At 37.4% G+C, this 19,028-nt stretch carries 26 protein-coding genes and 2 pseudogenes; 7 read left to right on the top strand and 21 right to left on the bottom strand.

Going from position 1 to position 19,028, the window contains the following annotated elements; genetic code table 11:
• Genes TE34_RS00155 through TE34_RS00135 form a run of 5 tightly spaced genes read right to left on the bottom strand, consistent with a single transcriptional unit; the run spans position 1 to position 2,392 of the window.
• A complete protein-coding gene (locus TE34_RS00155) occupies positions 1-489 on the bottom strand; it encodes an NUDIX hydrolase (protein WP_047982800.1) in 489 nt (162 codons plus the stop codon).
• Positions 482-1,021 (bottom strand): GNAT family N-acetyltransferase, encoded by a 540-nt coding sequence (locus tag TE34_RS00150; RefSeq protein ID WP_053074912.1) that lies wholly within the window; start codon positions 1,019-1,021, stop codon positions 482-484. Before TE34_RS00150 ends, TE34_RS00155 begins: the two co-directional genes overlap by 8 nt.
• The gene (locus TE34_RS00145; protein WP_047982799.1) at positions 1,018-1,620 is read right to left on the bottom strand and encodes a zinc dependent phospholipase C family protein; all 603 of its coding nucleotides are present in this window, start codon (positions 1,618-1,620) and stop codon (positions 1,018-1,020) included. The genes TE34_RS00150 and TE34_RS00145 overlap by 4 nt, the downstream gene beginning before the upstream one ends.
• Positions 1,621-1,644: 24 nt before the next feature.
• The gene (locus TE34_RS00140) at positions 1,645-2,049 is read right to left on the bottom strand and encodes a VOC family protein (RefSeq protein WP_047982798.1); all 405 of its coding nucleotides are present in this window, start codon (positions 2,047-2,049) and stop codon (positions 1,645-1,647) included.
• 10 nt (positions 2,050-2,059) lie between these two features.
• The gene (locus TE34_RS00135) at positions 2,060-2,392 is read right to left on the bottom strand and encodes an HIT domain-containing protein (protein ID WP_047982797.1); all 333 of its coding nucleotides are present in this window, start codon (positions 2,390-2,392) and stop codon (positions 2,060-2,062) included.
• Positions 2,393-2,548: 156 nt separating this feature from the next.
• On the opposite strand from TE34_RS00135, the gene TE34_RS00130 reads away from it, so the two are divergent.
• From TE34_RS00130 to TE34_RS00120, 3 genes are read left to right on the top strand one after another with little or no spacing between them, the layout of a single operon-like run.
• Positions 2,549-3,313: a GNAT family N-acetyltransferase gene (locus TE34_RS00130; RefSeq protein ID WP_047982796.1), complete on the top strand. Its 765-nt coding sequence runs from the start codon at positions 2,549-2,551 to the stop codon at positions 3,311-3,313.
• A gap of 3 nt (positions 3,314-3,316) precedes the next feature.
• Positions 3,317-4,153, top strand: a complete 837-nt coding sequence (locus TE34_RS00125) for an aminoglycoside adenylyltransferase domain-containing protein (RefSeq protein WP_047982795.1) — start codon at positions 3,317-3,319, stop codon at positions 4,151-4,153.
• Positions 4,154-4,177: 24 nt separating this feature from the next.
• Positions 4,178-4,645: a CBO0543 family protein gene (locus tag TE34_RS00120; RefSeq protein WP_047982794.1), complete on the top strand. Its 468-nt coding sequence runs from the start codon at positions 4,178-4,180 to the stop codon at positions 4,643-4,645.
• Between the two features lie 48 nt (positions 4,646-4,693).
• On the opposite strand, the gene TE34_RS00115 is transcribed toward TE34_RS00120, so the two are convergent.
• Genes TE34_RS00115 through TE34_RS00100 form a run of 4 tightly spaced genes read right to left on the bottom strand, consistent with a single transcriptional unit; the run spans position 4,694 to position 7,232 of the window.
• Positions 4,694-5,455 carry a nucleoside phosphorylase gene (locus tag TE34_RS00115; protein ID WP_047982793.1) on the bottom strand — a complete coding sequence of 254 codons (762 nt, stop codon included), beginning with the start codon at positions 5,453-5,455 and terminating at the stop codon, positions 4,694-4,696.
• A 1-nt stretch (position 5,456) separates the two neighbouring features.
• Positions 5,457-5,954, bottom strand: a complete 498-nt coding sequence (locus TE34_RS00110; protein ID WP_047982792.1) for an NUDIX domain-containing protein — start codon at positions 5,952-5,954, stop codon at positions 5,457-5,459.
• Position 5,955: 1 nt separating this feature from the next.
• Positions 5,956-6,513 (bottom strand): NUDIX hydrolase, encoded by a 558-nt coding sequence (locus tag TE34_RS00105; RefSeq protein ID WP_047982791.1) that lies wholly within the window; start codon positions 6,511-6,513, stop codon positions 5,956-5,958.
• Between the two features lie 5 nt (positions 6,514-6,518).
• A complete protein-coding gene (locus TE34_RS00100) occupies positions 6,519-7,232 on the bottom strand; it encodes a class I SAM-dependent methyltransferase (RefSeq protein ID WP_047982790.1) in 714 nt (237 codons plus the stop codon).
• Between the two features lie 143 nt (positions 7,233-7,375).
• Between TE34_RS00100 and TE34_RS00095 the strand changes: the two genes are divergently transcribed.
• Both TE34_RS00095 and TE34_RS00090 read left to right on the top strand, forming a co-directional pair.
• On the top strand, positions 7,376-8,254 hold the full coding sequence (locus TE34_RS00095) for a glycoside hydrolase domain-containing protein (RefSeq protein WP_047982789.1): 879 nt from the start codon (positions 7,376-7,378) through the stop codon (positions 8,252-8,254).
• A 174-nt stretch (positions 8,255-8,428) separates the two neighbouring features.
• Complete coding sequence (locus TE34_RS00090) at positions 8,429-9,481, top strand: hypothetical protein (RefSeq protein WP_047982788.1); 1,053 nt, start codon at positions 8,429-8,431, stop codon at positions 9,479-9,481.
• 142 nt (positions 9,482-9,623) lie between these two features.
• Here the strand turns inward: TE34_RS00090 and TE34_RS21665 are convergent, their stop codons facing one another.
• From TE34_RS21665 to TE34_RS00040, 10 genes and pseudogenes are all read right to left on the bottom strand, one after another.
• Entirely contained in the window at positions 9,624-10,517 is an 894-nt protein-coding gene (locus tag TE34_RS21665) for a GNAT family N-acetyltransferase (RefSeq protein WP_064971715.1), read from the bottom strand.
• A gap of 103 nt (positions 10,518-10,620) precedes the next feature.
• Positions 10,621-11,175, bottom strand: a complete 555-nt coding sequence (locus tag TE34_RS00080) for an SLOG family protein (protein WP_047982787.1) — start codon at positions 11,173-11,175, stop codon at positions 10,621-10,623.
• Between the two features lie 153 nt (positions 11,176-11,328).
• A complete protein-coding gene (locus TE34_RS00075; protein ID WP_047982786.1) occupies positions 11,329-11,832 on the bottom strand; it encodes a CotD family spore coat protein in 504 nt (167 codons plus the stop codon).
• A gap of 105 nt (positions 11,833-11,937) precedes the next feature.
• The gene (locus TE34_RS00070) at positions 11,938-12,486 is read right to left on the bottom strand and encodes a hypothetical protein (RefSeq protein WP_053074911.1); all 549 of its coding nucleotides are present in this window, start codon (positions 12,484-12,486) and stop codon (positions 11,938-11,940) included.
• 94 nt (positions 12,487-12,580) lie between these two features.
• The gene (locus tag TE34_RS00065) at positions 12,581-13,354 is read right to left on the bottom strand and encodes an ABC transporter permease (RefSeq protein ID WP_047982784.1); all 774 of its coding nucleotides are present in this window, start codon (positions 13,352-13,354) and stop codon (positions 12,581-12,583) included.
• Positions 13,332-14,315: an ABC transporter ATP-binding protein gene (locus TE34_RS00060; RefSeq protein ID WP_047982783.1), complete on the bottom strand. Its 984-nt coding sequence runs from the start codon at positions 14,313-14,315 to the stop codon at positions 13,332-13,334. Before TE34_RS00060 ends, TE34_RS00065 begins: the two co-directional genes overlap by 23 nt.
• A gap of 458 nt (positions 14,316-14,773) precedes the next feature.
• Positions 14,774-15,297 (bottom strand): annotated as a pseudogene (locus tag TE34_RS00055) (GrpB family protein).
• Between the two features lie 42 nt (positions 15,298-15,339).
• Positions 15,340-15,873, bottom strand: coding sequence for a DUF4269 domain-containing protein (locus TE34_RS00050; protein ID WP_047982782.1), 534 nt, complete (start codon positions 15,871-15,873; stop codon positions 15,340-15,342).
• 11 nt (positions 15,874-15,884) lie between these two features.
• Complete coding sequence (locus TE34_RS00045) at positions 15,885-16,667, bottom strand: MBL fold metallo-hydrolase (RefSeq protein WP_047982781.1); 783 nt, start codon at positions 16,665-16,667, stop codon at positions 15,885-15,887.
• Positions 16,668-16,780: 113 nt separating this feature from the next.
• Entirely contained in the window at positions 16,781-16,933 is a 153-nt protein-coding gene (locus TE34_RS00040) for a small acid-soluble spore protein P (protein ID WP_047982780.1), read from the bottom strand.
• Between the two features lie 488 nt (positions 16,934-17,421).
• On the opposite strand from TE34_RS00040, the gene TE34_RS00035 reads away from it, so the two are divergent.
• Together TE34_RS00035 and TE34_RS20880 are read left to right on the top strand one after the other, a co-directional pair.
• Positions 17,422-17,970, top strand: a complete 549-nt coding sequence (locus tag TE34_RS00035) for a hypothetical protein (RefSeq protein WP_047982779.1) — start codon at positions 17,422-17,424, stop codon at positions 17,968-17,970.
• Between the two features lie 105 nt (positions 17,971-18,075).
• Entirely contained in the window at positions 18,076-18,240 is a 165-nt protein-coding gene (locus TE34_RS20880) for a hypothetical protein (RefSeq protein WP_157037550.1), read from the top strand.
• A gap of 72 nt (positions 18,241-18,312) precedes the next feature.
• Here TE34_RS20880 and TE34_RS21175 read toward each other — a convergent pair whose 3' ends face one another.
• Together TE34_RS21175 and TE34_RS21660 are read right to left on the bottom strand one after the other, a co-directional pair.
• On the bottom strand, positions 18,313-18,489 hold the full coding sequence (locus tag TE34_RS21175) for a hypothetical protein (protein ID WP_169749080.1): 177 nt from the start codon (positions 18,487-18,489) through the stop codon (positions 18,313-18,315).
• Positions 18,490-18,505: 16 nt separating this feature from the next.
• Positions 18,506-18,706 (bottom strand): annotated as a pseudogene (locus TE34_RS21660) (DUF6199 family natural product biosynthesis protein).
• Positions 18,707-19,028: the final 322 nt, after the last annotated feature.

Below are 19,028 nucleotides of genomic sequence, written 5' to 3'. Positions count from 1 at the left end.
TTAGTATATTTCTTCCAGAATAGGTAACTTTTTGCGCTCGAACTTCTCCACTTCACCCTCTTGATAAATAAACTGATGCTCATAATTTTCTTCATCCTGAAGCATCTCTGCTAGAAAGTATTGCAAATTAGCTACACCTGTATTCTCTGGGTGAAAGATCCAATCAATCGTCTTCCAATCTAATATTCCCTCATCTGTCTTAATCGGTGTAGAGTACTCATATATTTCAGGGGCCTCACCTACAAACGCATACATGCCACCATCATATTGATCATCTACCTTCCAAGTCACAATCCCTTTAAACTGCATATTCTCTAAAATAATACCTGTTTCTTCACGAACTTCTCTAAGAATACATTCCATTGGTGTTTCATTTGCTTCTAGCTTTCCTCCAACACCATTCCAGCTGCCCATCCATGTTGAAGCCTCTCGATTTAATAGCAAAATTTCATCCCCACGCTTGATAAATCCTATTGTATATTTAAGCATTCGTTTCTTCTCCCGTTGTACATCCATTTAGTTTCTTACCCATGATAACATAAGGAACTGCTTGGTTATTTGGAATAAAATCTTCTTGAATGATTTCCCAATCAATTTTCCCATATAAATTTCGAGCTGCTAGGTTATCCATTTGTGTTGTTAATAGAGCAGTCTGATTTGAGACATTTCCAATTAATTCAGCAACTAATTTTTCTCCTATTTTATTCCTTCTGTAGGATGGGTCAACCACAAGTTCGACCAATTCAAAACAATCTGCTAACCACACCTTCTGTTCAGTATTCGAAAGGGATTCACAAAGAAGTTCATGATAATATTGACCTTTCATCGAGGTATAGCCATAAGCAAAGCCTACTATTTCTTCCTCCTGACAAGCAACTATTCCTCTGAAACCAGGATATGTCGCATGTCGTTTAAACCGTTCCAAGAAGTCCTCCATGCTAGTATCCCAAACGCTTTTATAAAGACGTGCAATACCGCTCATCTCAGGGTCATTAAACAACACATTCCGAATTTTCATCATGAGATTCCCAACTCCCGTAATTTCATCACTCCTCGCTCTACAGAAGTTTCTACATAACCAATAATCTGTTGGAATGTAAAAACTTTTAGTGGAGCTTCAAGATGCTCTTTCGGATAATTCATATCCCCTTTCACGTAAGGAATAAAATTGATAACATCCTCAGCTTTTACTTCTTTCGTATTATGAATCCCATCCAATTGAAGGTCATCTAAGATAGTGGAATCTATCTGGTAATGATGAAGTAGTTTCCCATTTAACAAACGAAAATCCTGATGATATGTTTCATAAAGTGTTTCATCTGCATTCATTCGATTCTTTAACCAGCCAAAATAAAAACCTTTAATCCAGACATAATCGGCTATTAAGTGTGTGTAGTAACCTAAGAGGTAATCGCTACGTTCAGGATATTTTTCCAGAAACCTATCTAATTTAACCGTAGTTGAATAATCGTCTTCACTTCCACTAAAAAAATGAGAAAGATTTTTTGGATATACAGCATCAGGAGCAACACCTCCAAGCATAAAAGCATCCTTATCTTTAATCTCGATTTGTTCTGCTATTCTTTTAGCAATAATTAAGTGCATGATTCTTGAACCCATGTGATTACTCCTTTCCGAAAAACGTTATATACCCTCTGTATTCATTAACACAATTCGCCAGCCATCAGGGTCTTCAATCGTAACTCCTTTTTCTTCCCAATATCCATTTTCTGGTTCAACCTCTAGGTAACCCATCTTCTCAAGTCTATCTTTTACTGATAGGATTTCTGCTTGGTTTGGAATATAGAATACTAGTAAATTATCTTTTGTTGGTGCCGGGCAAGGTGAGCCATCCACATGCTTTGTAAACTCTAGATGGTAGGGGGCGTTTGGCAGACCATAAATAACGCCAGTATATCCTCTATGCCCTGTGAAATCTGTTAATCTCTTTAGTCCTAAGCCATTCTCATAGAAATCGATTACTTCATCATATTTATCTGTAGGTCTCGCAATTCGAACCTGGACTGCAGAAAAGCTGTTAAATTCCATATCCATCCTCCTAAGAATAACTTTTGCCTGAAACTATGTGCCAATGTAGATGCTTAGATTCCTGGTATTCCCCCAAATTAGTTATTACTCTACATGCACCGTGCTTTTCTTCTACTTCTAGTGCAACTTTCTGAATAACTTCTAATAATTCATGGAGAATTGCAGTATCTGCTACATCTATTCTAGTTAATGATGGTATATGTTTCTTTGGAATTGCTACTATATGTACTGGATAAAAGGGACGAGTGTGATAATATGCTAGAACATTATCTGTCTCGTAAACTCTTTCTACCTCTGTCTTTCCACTCAATACCTCTTCACAATAGAAATCACTAGTCACCATCTAACCTCCTAATTGTAAAAATATAAATTTTGTAAACATTATAACACTTATTATGGTAGTATAAAGACAAAATCGGTATTTTTTACCAAGGGAATCACAAATAACAAAATGTGTGAAATAGAATCATAGCGAATAGTTAATGTGGGGGTAAATCTAATGGTACAAACTATTGAATTGGTTGAATTGGAAGAAGGAAATATAGAGCAGCAAGGTTGTTTTTGTCTTCGAAGCAAGCCAAATTCAACCGGCTATCAAAACAAAAATGGTTGGCTGAAGAATAGATTTCGTGAAGGATTAAAGTACATTAAAATCATGGAAGATAATAAGCCTGCAGGATTTATTGAATACACGCCAATCGAGCATTCTTCTAGAGTTGTATTTGGTGAGGATTACCTCGTGATTCATTGCTTATGGGTAAGCATAACTGGAAAAGGTTATGCATCCAAGCTTATTCAACAATGTATAGAAGATGCTAAAGAACAGAATAAAGCTGGGGTTGTGGTTGTTACTAACCCGGATACTTCTTGGACCCCCAGTAAAGATATTTTTATCAAGAATAATTTTGAAGAAATTGCACGGGCACCGTATGGTTTTGAATTACTCGTTCATCAATTAAAAGACGCACCCGAGCCGTACTTTCCAAGTGACTGGGATGATCGCCTTAAACGTTTTGAAGATTTAACGATTATTCGTACCCAGCAATGCCCTTTTATTGATATTGCAACGGATAATGTTGTGACAGGAGCAGACAAACTGGGGATACAAGCCACGATCATTGACGTAGAGAATCGGGAAGAATTAATGAGGCTTTCTCCTACACCTTATGGGGTCTACGGTGTTATCTACAAGAATCAATTATTATCCTATCATAGACTGACCATCCATTCTGCTATAAAGAAACTAAGAGAGTTAGGAGATTGACATATGAAGCTATCACCCAAAGTTGAAATAGTGATTAAGAATTATATTTCACTATTTAATAAGCATCTTCCAAAGACATTGGAAGGATTCTATTTACACGGTTCTATTGCATTAGATGCATATGTGGACGGATCAAGTGACATCGACTTTATCACGGTTACAAACCGCCGATTAACGGAAGAAGATACAGAAGCGTTAACTGCTATTCATACAACACTAGCAACCAACTATAATAAGCCTGAAATGGATGGCGTTTATATCATGACAGAGGATGTAGGGAAGCTTGACCAACACCCTGATGATTCCTATCCATATTATAACGATGGTCAACTCTACTTCGGAAACTACTTTAATTTTAATCCAATTACTTGGTGGTTATTAAAAGAGAATGGAGTTAGTGTCCTCGGGCCTTCGTTAGAGGCATATAGAATGGATATTGATGGCAATCAGTTAGTTAACTATGTCCAAGAAAATATGAATTCCTACTGGGTAAACCGAATTCAGCAGATGGAGGGTTCCATCGATAAAATTAGTAAACTATCCACGAACGATATTGATACAGAGATTGAATGGACAGTTCTAGGATTATTGCGCCAATTTTACACGCTAAAAGAAATCGGTATCATTTCTAAACTCGGAGCTGGTGAATATGGAATACGTCACATGCCACCAAAATGGCACCCACTAATCAATGAAGCTATTCATATTCGTAATGGTACAAAGCAGCGAGAATCTCAACCATCTCACGAAAGAATTACTGCGTTGATAGAGTTTTCAAAATACCTAGTTGATAGTTGTAATAGTAGTATATTTCCAAATAAATACACCCATAATACTTAGAAAAACTACAAATGGGGGTTGCAGATGAATATACAAACTGCTTTTGTGTTTGTTGCGAGCTTCGTTTTTATACTCATAGCTTACTTCATTCCAAAAAAAGTTAACCCTCACGAACTCTATACTACCTCCATATTCGCAGCGCTCTTTGGGCTAATAGTTGATATGGTACTAGCGGTAAAATATAAGTTTTATGTGTTGGATTCTGCCGGAGTACAAATACCTCCTTTAGTTGGACAGGTTGTTTTATATTTTACAGGTTGTGTTATTATCTTGAACTATTATCCTTTTCATAAAGCAATAAAATGGAAAATAGCTTATATCTTACTTTGCTCCATGCTAGCTGTTATTTTTGAGTTTATTTCTCATCAATTTGAATTTATTAACTATAATGAGTGGAAGTTGTGGTATTCCGCTTTGTGTTATCCATTTATCATTTTGTTTTTCGTTTTACATTTTAAGTTCTTTAGATGGTTGGAGAGTAGAAAGTTATAATGGGAATAATTAAGGAGAACGACAATTTCGTTCTCCTTTTTCACGATATTAGACGGAAGCATTTACATTATTGGAAGCTAAATGCAATGCCAAAGCACGAATTTTCTCGTCTGTTTCATCCATGACATCTCTTGTTTTCTGCGTAGTTGTATAGAAAGTATCCCCCTGAATAATATGATCAGATAGATTTAACAACCCAATAGCTCTTCTATTAAAATATTTCGCAATAGCAAAGGTTGTTGCTGTTTCCATATCCACGCCGATATGCCCATCTTCAGACCAACTTTTTACAATATCCGTTGTTTCCATATACATCGCACTCGTAGACATGACTGAACCAGTTACATAGCGATAGCCTTTTGCTTCACAGAATTCAATTGCATCCTCAACTAGCTTCTGATCTGCATATACTTGCGTGTTCTTAGGTAAATACCATTGTGAAACCCCATCTTCCATATAAGCACTAGTCACAATCAGGATATCACCATATTGAACGTCATGAGAAAGTCCACCAAAGTATCCAGTTTGGATGAATTTTTCAGTTCCAATAATCCCAAATTTATGCGCTGAAATGGCTGCGGAAGGACCTCCAAACACATTGGAAAATCCTACTCTCGTACCTTGATACTTTCCAATAACCGTATTCCACTCCGGGAGCGACTGCCCATCTGACAATATCCTTTTCCACAGCGCAATATTTTCTTGATGTTCCCATTCGCCGTGAAGAATAAATGCTTCTGGAATCTCTTCTTTACTAAGTTTTAGAGCTTGCATCCAGTCTTCTCTGTTGAAATCGCCATAAAGTTTCATATTATACTCTTCCCCTTTGAAGTGATAATGCTGCATTCAGGATTGCCTGATAAATATCATGCCAGTCTTTCTCTTTTGCTAATTCTGATGGCGGAACAAATTTTCTTCTACCTGACTCGAATTGTGCATCAAATGGATGTACCTTTGTAATATCCATACGATAGAATAATTGATAACCGACAATTGGGTACTTACTAGATTCATCCCACTTTGGATTTTCATGATGACTAACTTCAACAGCACCAAGGAGTTTCAAATCTCCTTCTACATACCCTTCCTCCATTGCTTCTCTTTGAAAACACTGCTCTGGAGTCTCCCCTACTTCAATATGTCCTCCAGGAAAGTCCCAACCACGGTGATTTAAATCTACTAATAATACCTTTCCATCTAAAAAACAAAACCCATGTACACTCGTAATTATCTCTGTTGATGGGATGTAATCCTCTTTCCAGGTAAGTTTAACGATACCACCACCCCAGTTCACATACAAAGATGTCATTTTAATCCTCCTTCAACCGATTCATTAGAAATGACTTTGCCATGTAATAGGCACTTGCTGTGAATAACTGATTGATTTCACCAGAGGATATCATTCTCTCCATCTCTTCCAGATCAATTAAATGAACATCGATAAACTCAGTAGGATCCAAGTCTTGTTCATAGGCTTGATAAGCATCTAGGAATAAATAACTAATTACCTTATTTGTTTGCGTTGCAGGATTAACAAAAAATTCTCCAAGTTTAATAGGCTCGTATTCTGTGATGTATCCCGTTTCTTCACGTACCTCACGGATTATTGCTTCCTGATAGGATTCCATTCCTTCAGGCTTTCCAGCTGGGACTTCTAAAAAGAAATCTTGTGCTGCATGACGGTATTGTCTTACAAGTACAATATGTTGATCCTTCGTAAGCACGATGGCATTCACCCAATCCTCATATTCATTCACATAGTACGAATCAACAAGGTTCCCATCAGGAAGTTCTAATTTATCTCTCCGAAGGTTACCAAATTGCGATTTATAGATATAATCAGATGATAATGTTTTCCATTTATCCATGGTGTTCACCTCTCATTTTTAACTACATAGGTTATGGCATTTGTTTTCAAGAGTACTTCACGACTACCTCTAGTAATCTCGTAAGCTAGTGGTTTTGTTATGCTTTTGATTATAGACCATCCAAAGAATGCCTCCTCTAAAGCCTGAAACATATCTTCAGTAGGAATATTGATTTCTACATTTACTTCCAAATCTTCTCCGGTCTCTATATCAATTTCTTCTAGATTAGAGTTGATAATAATACAAACAACCCCACCTGGCTTTGACCCTTTTGCTATTTTGACTAGTACATCCTGGAGCATCTTCATGCTTTCAACATGTTCTAAACTTGAAACTGCCACAGTGAAATCATATGTATTTTCTTCTATGTGAAAGTATTCAATTGATGCCTTAATAGGCTGAATAATATTGGATACGCCAAAGTCTTTCCCATAGGTGGTTAACTTTTCAATTGCAGAATCTAGTAGATCGACGCATACAATCTGACCATTCTTCTCTGAATCGCGAATCCACTCTGCAATTGGTATACTGTTTCGGCCTACCCCACATCCTAAATCAAGAACTTTTAGAGTTTGGTAGCTTTCAAATGTAGGTAGTAAATTCATCACTGTTGCTACTGGCTTATGCAACCAAGACCCCGACTCAAATAATTTATAGTTTTCATAACAGGAATCATGATAAGCTTTCTCTCGTTTACGAATTTCTCGAATTTCTCCCATACTTCCCCCTAGTTCAAAGTGTTTATAGTTTATTATTCGACATCGCTGTATGAATTCCTTCAAAATATTCCAATACTACTTGCCCACACTTCCTCCACCTTGCAGCCATAAAATGCTATAGGGGCTGAAGGGAGGTTAAACCCATGAAAAAGTATGAACTTTTCACCCTAATTAGTTTGATTATTGTCATATCCATTCCCTTACTCTTCTATTTCTTCTATACACCATCTCCCCCAACAAACGATGGAAACTCAGATCCAGCAACAGAAGAACAGGATAATAAGAACAAAGAAGATGAGGAAAAAGACAAAAAGAAGGATAAAGAAAAAGAGTCAGATAAGGACAACAAAAACAATGATGATGCAAAGAAGGAAGATAAAAGTGATGAAATCCATTGGGGAGTTGACTCCGCAAGCTATACGGATGAAGAGTTCCTTGGTTGCGTAGTAGACAATTTCGGAAAACCAACAGTTTGGGGTAGGTACCTTGGAGAGAAAGAGGGAGTATCCGCAGGAATTGACAACGCAGAAGTAAAGCTACTACACGACAATGATATTCAACTACTCATCATTTACAACCACGTAGAAGATGCTCGTGGCTCTGACAACGGTGCTAGTCATGCAGAAGAAGCTATCGCAATGGCAAAGGAGCTCGAAATTCCAAAAGGCGTTGCTATTTTTCTAGACATTGAACCTAATTATCCAGTGGATGCTGCTTTTATGGAAGGCTGGTATTCGACTTTAGGTGATTCCGACTATGAACCAGGCGTCTACGGTGTCTTTGATGAAGAAAGCGAACTCATGAATGCCTTCAACTCGATGGAAAAAGATGCTCAAGAAAATATGATCGTTTGGACCGCATACCCTCAAGAAGAAATCACCACAAAGGATAACGCCCCAGAATATAATCCTCAAGGACCAGAAAACGCAAAAGTATACGGCTGGCAATACGCTATTGATGCAGAAACTTGTAATATCGATACGAATTTATTTAATGGGAATATGTTGGAGTATTTGTGGTAAGAAGGAGCGGGCTTAGTGGCCCGCTTTTTTTGAGATTATTTTTGATGTTAGTAATCTATCTATCTCCATTTACTAAACCAACCCCTGATTGGTAAAATAAACCAGTAGTATAGGCTAAAAGTCATGGTATAATCAACTTTGTACATAATTATATATTCATCAGGGGGAAACAAAATGAGGAAAAGTACTTATATTTTATTATTAATCTTACCGTTTATGTTATTAACTGCTTGTGGAACTAGTACTTCTACACATGATGAGGTTGAGGTAAATGGTTCGAATGAAATTTCTGAAGAAGCAGAGGTTAACGAATATAATGTGCCGGTAGATATAGAATCGGAAGTTATTGCATTGGTTCGAGAAAATGTAGCGGCTGCTAATAATCGTGATGTCGATACTTATGTTTCTCAAATAACATTTGAACAAACGATAGCTGAGATGAAAGACTACTTCACTACTACTTTCTCTACATATGAATCTATTGGGTTAAACATAGAAATTAGTAACGAAGAAGTTGTCTATTATAAAGAAAATGAAGCTGTAGTAAAAGTACAACAAAATACCAGAACGGATGAAATTAATCCTGAAAGCAACTATCAAAATGATGCATTTGCAATCCATATTGTACACCTAACTGATGAAGGGTGGAAAATCAAGAATACGATTATTACGAAACAGGCATGGTTAAAAGAGGATGGCACATTAGATGAACTTGGAGAAATCTACCCAGCAACGGATGAAGTAGAGGTATGGGATAACCACATTAATGAAATGATTGCCCAAGATATACTTCCAAGTAAATATCTGGAAAACTTGTATAGCGAAGAACAGACTGATGATTTAGAAATTCAAGAACGAGATTTAGACCAACCAACAGACCTTGCTGGAATAGCAACGTTTTTAATACAACATTACGCTAATGTTTATACTGTAGAAACAGAAGAAGAATATATGCAAATTATTGCAGAGTCATTTACAAACTACGATGAGAACTACTCTACTTATTTAGATGCATTTCATGGTGATTACACTTCTGTTGATGTAGAAGTCTACATTGATGAAAGCACGTTAATGGAATATAGTGATTTTCGTTTTGGTGGCGTCATAGATGTTACTTTTTACTTAACAACTCCAGATGGGCAAACTGAAACAGTAACACATTTTGGGTATTATGAATTCGATCGCCCTTCGGTTGATGATAACTACAAAATTGTAAGCATCCAATAAAATAACTCACCCGAACTCCAGGTCCTAGAGACCCTAGTTCGGGTTTTTTCATATTTCCTTTTATACTAGCGTACTCTAAGGACCAACCTCTCATTCGTTATAATATACATCCCACGATATACTTAGAAGGGCTGTTCCTCACTTACTCTGCCACTTTATTCTTCTGCAACGAAGGCGGGCAAGCGAAGTTGTATGCTTTTATTTTTTTATTGATCTCTTTTATTAGTTTACGCCTTTCTTTTCCCTCCAGATCAGGAAGTTGCTCTTTTAATTTATCAATCTCGTTAGCTAGTTCGACCCATTGGGGTAACACATGATTGTCCTTCAATGTTTTATACAGCTGCGCTTCTGAAGGATTCACATAATTCGGACCGAGATCGAGTCGTTTACCTTTACCAGGTAGATCATCGAAATCGCCAGCAGCTTCTGAACGCTTGACAATCTCTGTCATATAATCGGTATACTGGATTGGCTCCTCATCTTCCAGCTGCTTCCGTCTCCATTCAGGCTTCAGCAAGGACAGCACATTGGCATCGTGGGAACGGTTATTTTGGAACAGGTAACCACGGAGCACTCCCTCCTGCTTGAAACCTGCTTTTTCTAGCAGCCTATTCGATGCAAGGTTATCCGGGAAAGTGATAGCTCCAACTCGATAGAGTCCCAACTCTACAAAACAATATTCGAGAATACTAGCAAGCGCTTCGCTTAAAATACCCTTCCTCCAAAAATCAGGATGAAGTTCGAAGCCAATCTCGGCTCTCTTCATAGCAGGAGAGTAATTATGTATACCAATTGTACCGATAAATTCCTGGGTTTCTTTCCAAACAATTCCGAACCTAATACCACGACCACCTTGGAACAGCATGTGAAAGTGGTTCACTAACTCTTCGGCTTCATCTATCGTTTTCATGCTTTCTCTACCATAATATCTCGTTACATCATCCTTGGATAATATATCAAAGATTGCACCGACATGTTGCTGTTCGATTTCTATTAAAGTAAGTCTAGAAGTATAGCGTATAGGGAACTTCTTCATTTTCCCACTCCTTATTCGTTCGATATTAGTCGTTTCCAACTAAAAACCTTCTATCTAACATAGTATTCGATTTTAAAAAAGGAAATTCCTGCAAATTATATCGCTAATTCCAATAATTTGGGTCGCTCATGCGGATTTCTTCTGCCATATCATCTAAGTCTGAAGGAGTAATCAAATAGATTGGATAATCCTTACTTGACCTTTTCGCCTCTTCATAAAAAAACTTTCCACTTCCTGGATATTCTTCATCTAATAGTATTAAGCAACCATCACTTTTCTCCACAAGCCACTTATTCTTTGCCCGGAATTGATATGGTCCCTTATAGTCCCCTTGATACAGGGGTTGATAAAAATCCGCTACCATGGTTAGTTCCTCATATTTAAATTTTAAATCCTCTGGCCAGCGTTCATCTTGATTCTCAAAAGGAGGGATTATAGCAAGCTGAATATCATACTGTTCTTTCAAGTCCATTACGATCTCCGCCGTCCATAACTCAATTCCCATCTGACCGGAAAGAAGAATCCATTCTAGCCCTTCCTCAATAAATTCTAACAAACGCTTCTCCAGCGCCGCTTTTATGATAGCTATCTTTGGATCATTCTCTTTAAAAATACCAATTTCTCTAGATTTATATCCTGTTACCGTTAGTACTTTCATCTAACAACATCCTTTTACTACAAAATCTATATTCCTTATTAATTATTCTGCACGAATTCACAACTACTTGTCCATTATACTACTCTTTTAAACAGGCATTCGCAAAAACAAAAAATGAGCCAGTTTCTACTAGCTCATTCTTGCTACTGTTGTTTATTTTCTCCAAGGAGAGTTAGGATTTCCTGGTCCCCACCCTGGACCAGGGCCCATTCCCATGCCTGGGTTACCTGGGTTCATACCTGGAGATGTTGCACCCGCTACCTGATTAGGTGATGGAGACCCTCCATTTCCTCCAAGAGTAGGACCTGGGTTCATGACTGGTCCCATCCCAGGGCCCATACCCATGCCTGGTGCCATTCCTGGTCCCATGCCTGGTGATGTTGCACCTGCTACTTGACCTGGTCCTGCTCCAGGACCCATTCCTGGTCCAGCAGGAACCTCGAATGAACCTCCATATACATCTACACTATTAACCGTATTTTGAACGGAAGTTGAGTGTGGGAATACATGTTGATTTTTGATTAAATGGTGATTCATTACTGTTGTATGGGAAGGATGAACATGTTGAACAGTTTCTTCTGTGCAGTTATGCACGACATTATGCTTTGTTGGATAAACAACACATTTCGGACATCTGCAACCGCGTCGGTGTCTCATTTAAATTCCCCTTTCTTGTGATAAGTTCACTATTAACCTATGACAAGTGACCGGTACTTGTATCAGACATGTACCTATTTATGGGGAAAAAGTTTAATTTTATTCTTATGGTAACCTTTTCTTCAATTGAATAAATGCCAATATGGAAATTAAGGCAACTATGCCACCAATAACCCACAATCCAACTTCAAGTGCGATTGGTAATTTATTCATCTCTTTTGATAAGTCTACAATTTCAACTGGTGACACTCCTTGCCCAAGTGCCTCTAAATCCTCTTCTACTTTTAGCGACTGGACGGAAGCTGTCCTGTCACATATGCTCGTGGAAAAACTTCCTTCTCCAGTCGCATAGACCACATATTCTTGACCCACATTAAAATTAAAACCACATGAATCCCCACTTTCTGCAGTGAGCAGGATAACTTGGGATTGTTCAATCCCTTTCCAGATTTCCTTTACTTGAAAGAGCACTTTTTTCGTATAATCAGCATCTTTGATCTCCATCACTTCCCCACGAAAAACTGCAGAGGAACGGTCTAGTTCATCCTGCACAGCAGGTGGTTCCACACAAGAACAAGCACCACTAGGGACTGGAAAAAGTAGAATGTATGTAATAATCAGAATAAAAATCATCGAAATACGTAAAGCCTTCATCAAAAACTCCCCCCTATACTATAAGACGAAGACACACTAAAAAAAGATTCAAAAAATATCAAACGGTGTCATTCCAAGGAATACACCGTAAGTATTAATAATGAGCCAGTAACCCTTTCTGCATTGCAAACCGCTCACAACGTAAGAAAATAAATAATCCTATTCCAAAATAGAAGATGGCATTAAATACTAAAATCGCGATATCTGCCATTGCAAATTCACTTATTGTTACCCCATTAATCATAATCTCTCTCACCATATCAATTCCTTTAACAAATGGGAAAAATGCTAAGAATGGTGCAACAGATAAAGGCACAAACGTTAGCCCTGCCAATATAAATTGTAAAATCTGTAAGAAAGCTTGAATTTGTTTGAGAATCATTGTAAAACCAGCAATAATTAGCCCCAGTCCAAACATACTTATCAGCGTTAAGATTAATACAGGTAAAATGGATAACACGTCTACATTTAACCACTGTCCAGCGGTAAACATACTCAAATACAATAACCCAATAATAATAACAAATTCTATTAATGTCGTTGAAAGCAACCGAGAGAACATGATTTTCCAAATCCCCATCGGTGACATACCGAGTTGCTCCAACGTCCCTTGTGTCGCTTCATTCGTAATTTGCCAGCCAATATCATTGACGACAACCATTGCTAAAAACCAAAAAATATAATTTACAATCACATATTGGATATTCGCATCTTGTGTACTAGGGTCACCAATTAACGTAATACCGAAAAACATTCCCAAAAATAGCACGTAAAACGTAATAAGCATTGCGATTGTATTTGGTAAATATCGTTTTAATAAAATATACTCTCTACGGATATTCGCATTAAGCACGTTCAGGAATTGCATCTTCACTTTCCCCCTTTACAATCTTCATAAACACTTGTTCAAAGTTTACTGTCTTCCGATCAATGGTATCGACTGGTATTTGTTCTAATTTTAAAATATCAAATAGGTCATACATTTCTTGACTCTGTGTTAGATCTACTTCCAGTACCGATTGATAGGTATCAGGGGTGTACACGAGTTGTGGGAATTTTTCTAGAAGAAGATGATGCTGCTCCTCACTGAGATGGCCATCCAACTTAATCGAATACGCACGCACATCAAACAATTTCATTAGATTTTCTACATAATCATTCGTAACTATTTTTCCACTATTAATAATCACTGTACGTTCACACAAATCCTGGATAACATCCATATCGTGTGAGGTAATAATGATTGTTTTCTTTTGTGTTCGCACTATTTCCCGAAGCAATTCACGTACCTCATAGCCAGTTTCAATATCCAACCCTAGTGTTGGTTCATCTAGCAAAATAACCTCACTACCGGCAAGGAGAGCGACCGCTATTGCTAACTTTTGCTGCATTCCTCTCGAAAGACGATTAACCATTTCTTTTTCTTTATTCTTTAGGTTAAATTGCTCTAACAAATCATCAATCTGTGTGGAAACTTCTTTACGAGACTTTCCACGATTCCCGGCAAAATACTCCAAATTTTCACGAACCGTTAAACGCCAATATAAATTTCTATTTCCTTCCAAAACAGCACTAATATGCTCCTGTGCTTGGAGTCTTTTACTCTGATTATCAATCCCATTAATCGAAATCGAACCACTATCTGGTTTTACCAGGCCGCAAATCATTTTAATAGTCGTTGTTTTCCCAGCACCGTTTGGACCAAGTAGACCAAGGATCTCTCCTTTATTTACGGTAAACGATATGTCATTTACAGCTGTTATGTACTCTTTGGTCTTTCGTTTTTTGTAAGACTTTTTTAAGTTCTTCACTTCAACTATCGGTTGCATCTTCTCTCATCCCCTCTTTATTTACTTATTTTCTATATTCAGTGTAAACGAATGTAATAGTACCTACTACGGCCCTCAGTTCGAAAAAGTTTCAGACTTAAGGCGGAGGGATAACTCGGACCAATATTGATTTAATGTATTAAAAAGAAGCTGGGACATAAGCGTTCATTACAAAGATAAATCCGAACAGTGATATTTAGCGCATATACCTCGCCCCGGAAATATACTGCGCTTTCCGCGGGCGGCTGGTGAGCCAGGCTACTACTTGAATAGGCTTCTTTGCTGCCTTGCACCGAGGAATCCTTCTTCGTAGCGTTACTAGCAGACGCAGGTGCATTACGGGGTCTCACCGATGCCTTTCCTCCCGCAGGAGTCTCCGTATATTTCCGGGGCTAATTTAGTGCATTGTTCGTCTTAGAAACCTTTGTTTAACTTGTGTCACAGCCTCTGTTTTCTAATTATCTTTTCGCAAAAATACTTTTTACAAATTGTTCCTTATAATCTGTATAGTCCTTGATTCCACCATCTTTTTCTTCCAAGAATTTCAGTTTTAATTCGTTGTATTGTTCCCTTGCTGTTTCATTGGCATTTAAGTAATCTCTAAAGAATATTAAATCCTTCCAGAGTTCTTTTTCAAATTCTACGAGATGAATATAGTGCGTTTTTTCTTCATACGTTCATCCGTAAACTTAGCAAGAACAATCTCATTTGGACGTTTCACTCGAAGTCTTAAAAATCCAACTTCCTTAAGCCCATGGAAGATTGCTTCATCCACATTCTCAATATCATTAACACCCACAACTAAATCCAATATTGGTTTGGCAACAATTCCTATAATGGCTGTGCTACCGATATGTTCAATTCGACCTTCATTGATCGGAGTTGCGTTCAGAATTTCTTGTTTGATACTAAGAAATTCTTCCTTCCATTCTTCGGTATGTGCTTCTAATTTCACTTCATCTCTTTTCAATCCTAATCTCATTAGTCACACCTCTCATCCTTAGCTTTTAGCTAACGCCCCATGCTAATCTCCTAACAATTCTCGACCATAAACTAATAAATCTTCATAGGGGTCGTCACATGATATGCCAAGCACCTGACAAAACGCTGGCTCAGTTTTAACCCCTTGCTGCTTTAACCGTATAATCTTTTCCCTAATAGTTGGATATTTCTTTAATAGCTCAAACTCGATAACCATATGTACATATGCATTTTGCTCAGGTACCGCTTGCGCTTGACCAAACAATTCAAATTCAAAACCATTGAATTGAAAATTAGCTTTAACTACCTTTTTCCCTCTAATAAAGCTATCTTTTAATCGAAAGCCAGTTTGACTATGATAAAGCTGATAAATCCTCCTCTTAAAGTTTTCACCATCATAAACTTCCATAATGATATCCAAATCGGACTGATCCACACCAATCCCTATTGGTATCGTGCCACATACGATTGGATTGAAGTCAGCTAAATCATTCATTATATTCAATTGATGAATCGCTTTGTAAGCTCTTTGTTGTTTCTCCGTACCATCCTTAAGTACCCTTAATGAATCAAACAACAAGCTCCCCCCTAAAACTTAATGCTAATGTTCTTAAACGTATGTAAGCCTGTCCCATGTCTTACAACATCTTTTCTACGTAGTTCATAAACCGCATCTTGGACTTCCCATAATATACTCGGATCAAGTCCTAATGTGTTATGTGCCCCGAAAACTCGTTGTACTTGTAAATATGAAATACGCTCTAATGAATCCACTAATGCCACCGGATCTGTCGTCGGGTAAAAAGCATAAATTGGAGTATCGGTATAAAGTAAATCTCCTGTAAACAAATATTCTCTGTCGTTATCCAATACGCTAATATGTCCAGGCGAGTGACCTGGTGTGTGGAAAATAGAAAGTAAACGATCTCCTAAGTCAATCAAATCCCCATCTGATACTAGTGCCGTTGGTTTACCGGTAAAAGGCGTATAGGTATCTGGATTAAAGTTTTCAGGAGTCGGCTTTGTGATGTCTCGACACATCTCTTTTCGAATTTGTTCCACCGTCAGCCCTTTTATTCCATTCACTAACCAATCCTCTTCTGCCTCATGCACCAAAATCGTTTCGTACTCGCCATGACTACCAATATGGTCTGCATGAACGTGAGTAGTAATCACAATAATCGGTAAGTCCGTTAGTTGATCAGTAATCCGCTTCATGTTATCAATTCCAAGTCCTGTATCAATTAACGCAGCTTTTTCCTTACCAATAAGTAAAAATGAATGTACTTTCTCCCAATGGCCGTATTCGCTTATTGCATAGGTTGTAGAATCAATTTCCTGCACCGTAAACCATGGATCTTTTATTTGCATCGTATTTCCCCCATTTTTTCCATTTGTTCGTATATTTTTTATAATAGGTTAACCTATCCATATAATCAATTTTTTCATAAGAAAAGACAGCCCGAAGACTGTCTTTAAGCGTGTTACATATCATGATGCGGGTTGCGTTTTTGACGGGAGTGATTTCGTTGTTTCACCTTTTTTGATCCGTCTAATCCTTCTCCATATGGCATTTCTGGTGCTTTTGGAAGATTTGGTTGCTCTTGTTGTTTTGGTCCTTTTGGTCTTGGACTCATGCTACTCCTCCTTTCCATATGTAGTTAGTTTTGGGAGGAGATTAGAATTTATACATCTATTAAATAAGGTAGTAGCTTCTGGCAAGAAACTACTACCTTTTCATAATGGAAGAGATTTTAATGGATGGACTTGCTACACGCTATTTATTAAGTTAAAGCTGCAAGAACCGCAATTAACAAGATAATTGGTGTAAAGATTACGAACCAAACGAATAGTAACACTAATGCTGCTAACATCTATTAACACCTCCCAAACCTTTACTGTGAGGCCTCACATTAATAAACTATGTACTTCTAGCACTTTAGTTTGGACGAAGTAACCCCTCTACCGAAAAATGGTTAAATCAAACAGGATTAATAACCTATTAACACTACTTCTAGTAGGCAAGCATATATTTTCTATTAAAAAAATAGACTCCCACACTTCCCGAGTGATTCTTCCTTGCGTACGTATGTAGCGTAAGGAATTTTGTAAAGGTGGTGATAAAATGACTAATGCAACCTTTAAACGTACTGGTGCTGGAAAATACCGAGAAGCTAAATCAAACCAAAGAAATCCATCCTCTACTGTGAGACACAATCGAATGCCAATCCTTCCTACTAACTTTTCAATTCAAAGTCGCTCAACTAACAATCCACAATTAGAAAACTTCATCGAACAGTTAAGAAAAGAATGGCGTAGCAGGAATTTAAATACGGAATCATTGGATCGCTTTCAGGGATTACTTCAAGTACTACAGACCGAGGATGGAAAAAAATATGCCCAAAACGTTATGAATGGCGCGAAAAAGGTAATGAAAAAATTACCCTATAAAGAGGTGGTGAATCCAATGTCAAATAACCAAAATCTTTCAGACCTGTTAAAGAACCTAGGAGGAGATGGCAACTCATCAGAATTGCTACAAAATATGATGAACAATCCAGAAATGAAGAAAACTGCTATGGATATGATGCAGGAGATGATGAGTGACGAGAAGAAAATGGCAGAAATGACAGAAATGATGTCAAAAATGCTTAACCCGGATAATAATAAATAATGCCATGAAGCCTATTTTATCTACCATTTTTAATAGAAGTGAGGAAAACATACAAAGCACCCTCTACCTCCTTTCATAAGATGCTAATAGAAAGGAGGTAGAAATATGTTTCAAGATTTACGATGTCAATTGCAGCAATTAATGCGTTCAGCAGGAAACAATTTCAATCAAAATATGAATGCATTTCGATCCGAGATGCATTCCATCCGAAATACCTCTACAGTACAACAAGTAATACAGAGCTTAGTGAATAGAATTACCAACCGATAACTTAATTGCTACATCTCTCCTTTGTAGAAAAGCTTTGAGTAGTTGCCCTCAAAGCTTTTTTTGTTCGTTCATTTAATTTTTTACTCTAGTTAATATTTCCGAAACACCTATAGCGATGCTGGCATTTAACATAGCGAATACAGATATAACCATAGCAACTCCGTCATAATCACCTATGAAATTCATGACAAAAAATATAAAGCTAAAGAAAAACACGAGTATACCAAATAAAAATATGAACCTCTCCATTTTATCCCCCACAATTCTAATCGATGAAACTAACTATAAAGGATGCAAGGCCAACAATAGTACACATGACACCACCAAAACGAGTTGACCAAATATATAAATCAGAAGGTTCCGTTCCATCATTAGACTTCTAGCTCTCTGTGATTAACCAGATCCATCCAGGTTTTAAAATCATCATCAAGCCAACTGCAGCTAATAGTATACCGAGTACTAACATGATAGGCACCCCATTTAATTAAATATTAACACAATTCCATATAAGTAGAGGCATCTTATATTCATTTCATACTCAATCTTTTGTTAAAGTGATATTAATAGCTTTTCTTAAAATCATTTCATATTCAAATTCGTAGCAGAATGATGTTAATAACCCTTCTTAACTTCATTTCATCCTTTGACTCCACGTGAAATGATGTTTACAGCCCTTCTAATAATCATTTCAGCACTAATTTCAAGCGGAAATGATGTTAAAAGGCTCCCTTAACTTCATTTCATCCTCTAACCCCTCGCCAAATGATGTTTACAGCCCTTCTAATAAT

The sequence above is a fragment of the Ornithinibacillus californiensis genome, assembly GCF_001038485.1.
Lineage (GTDB): Bacteria > Bacillota > Bacilli > Bacillales > Amphibacillaceae > Ornithinibacillus > Ornithinibacillus californiensis.
This window is presented reverse-complemented; position numbering and strand designations above follow the sequence as displayed.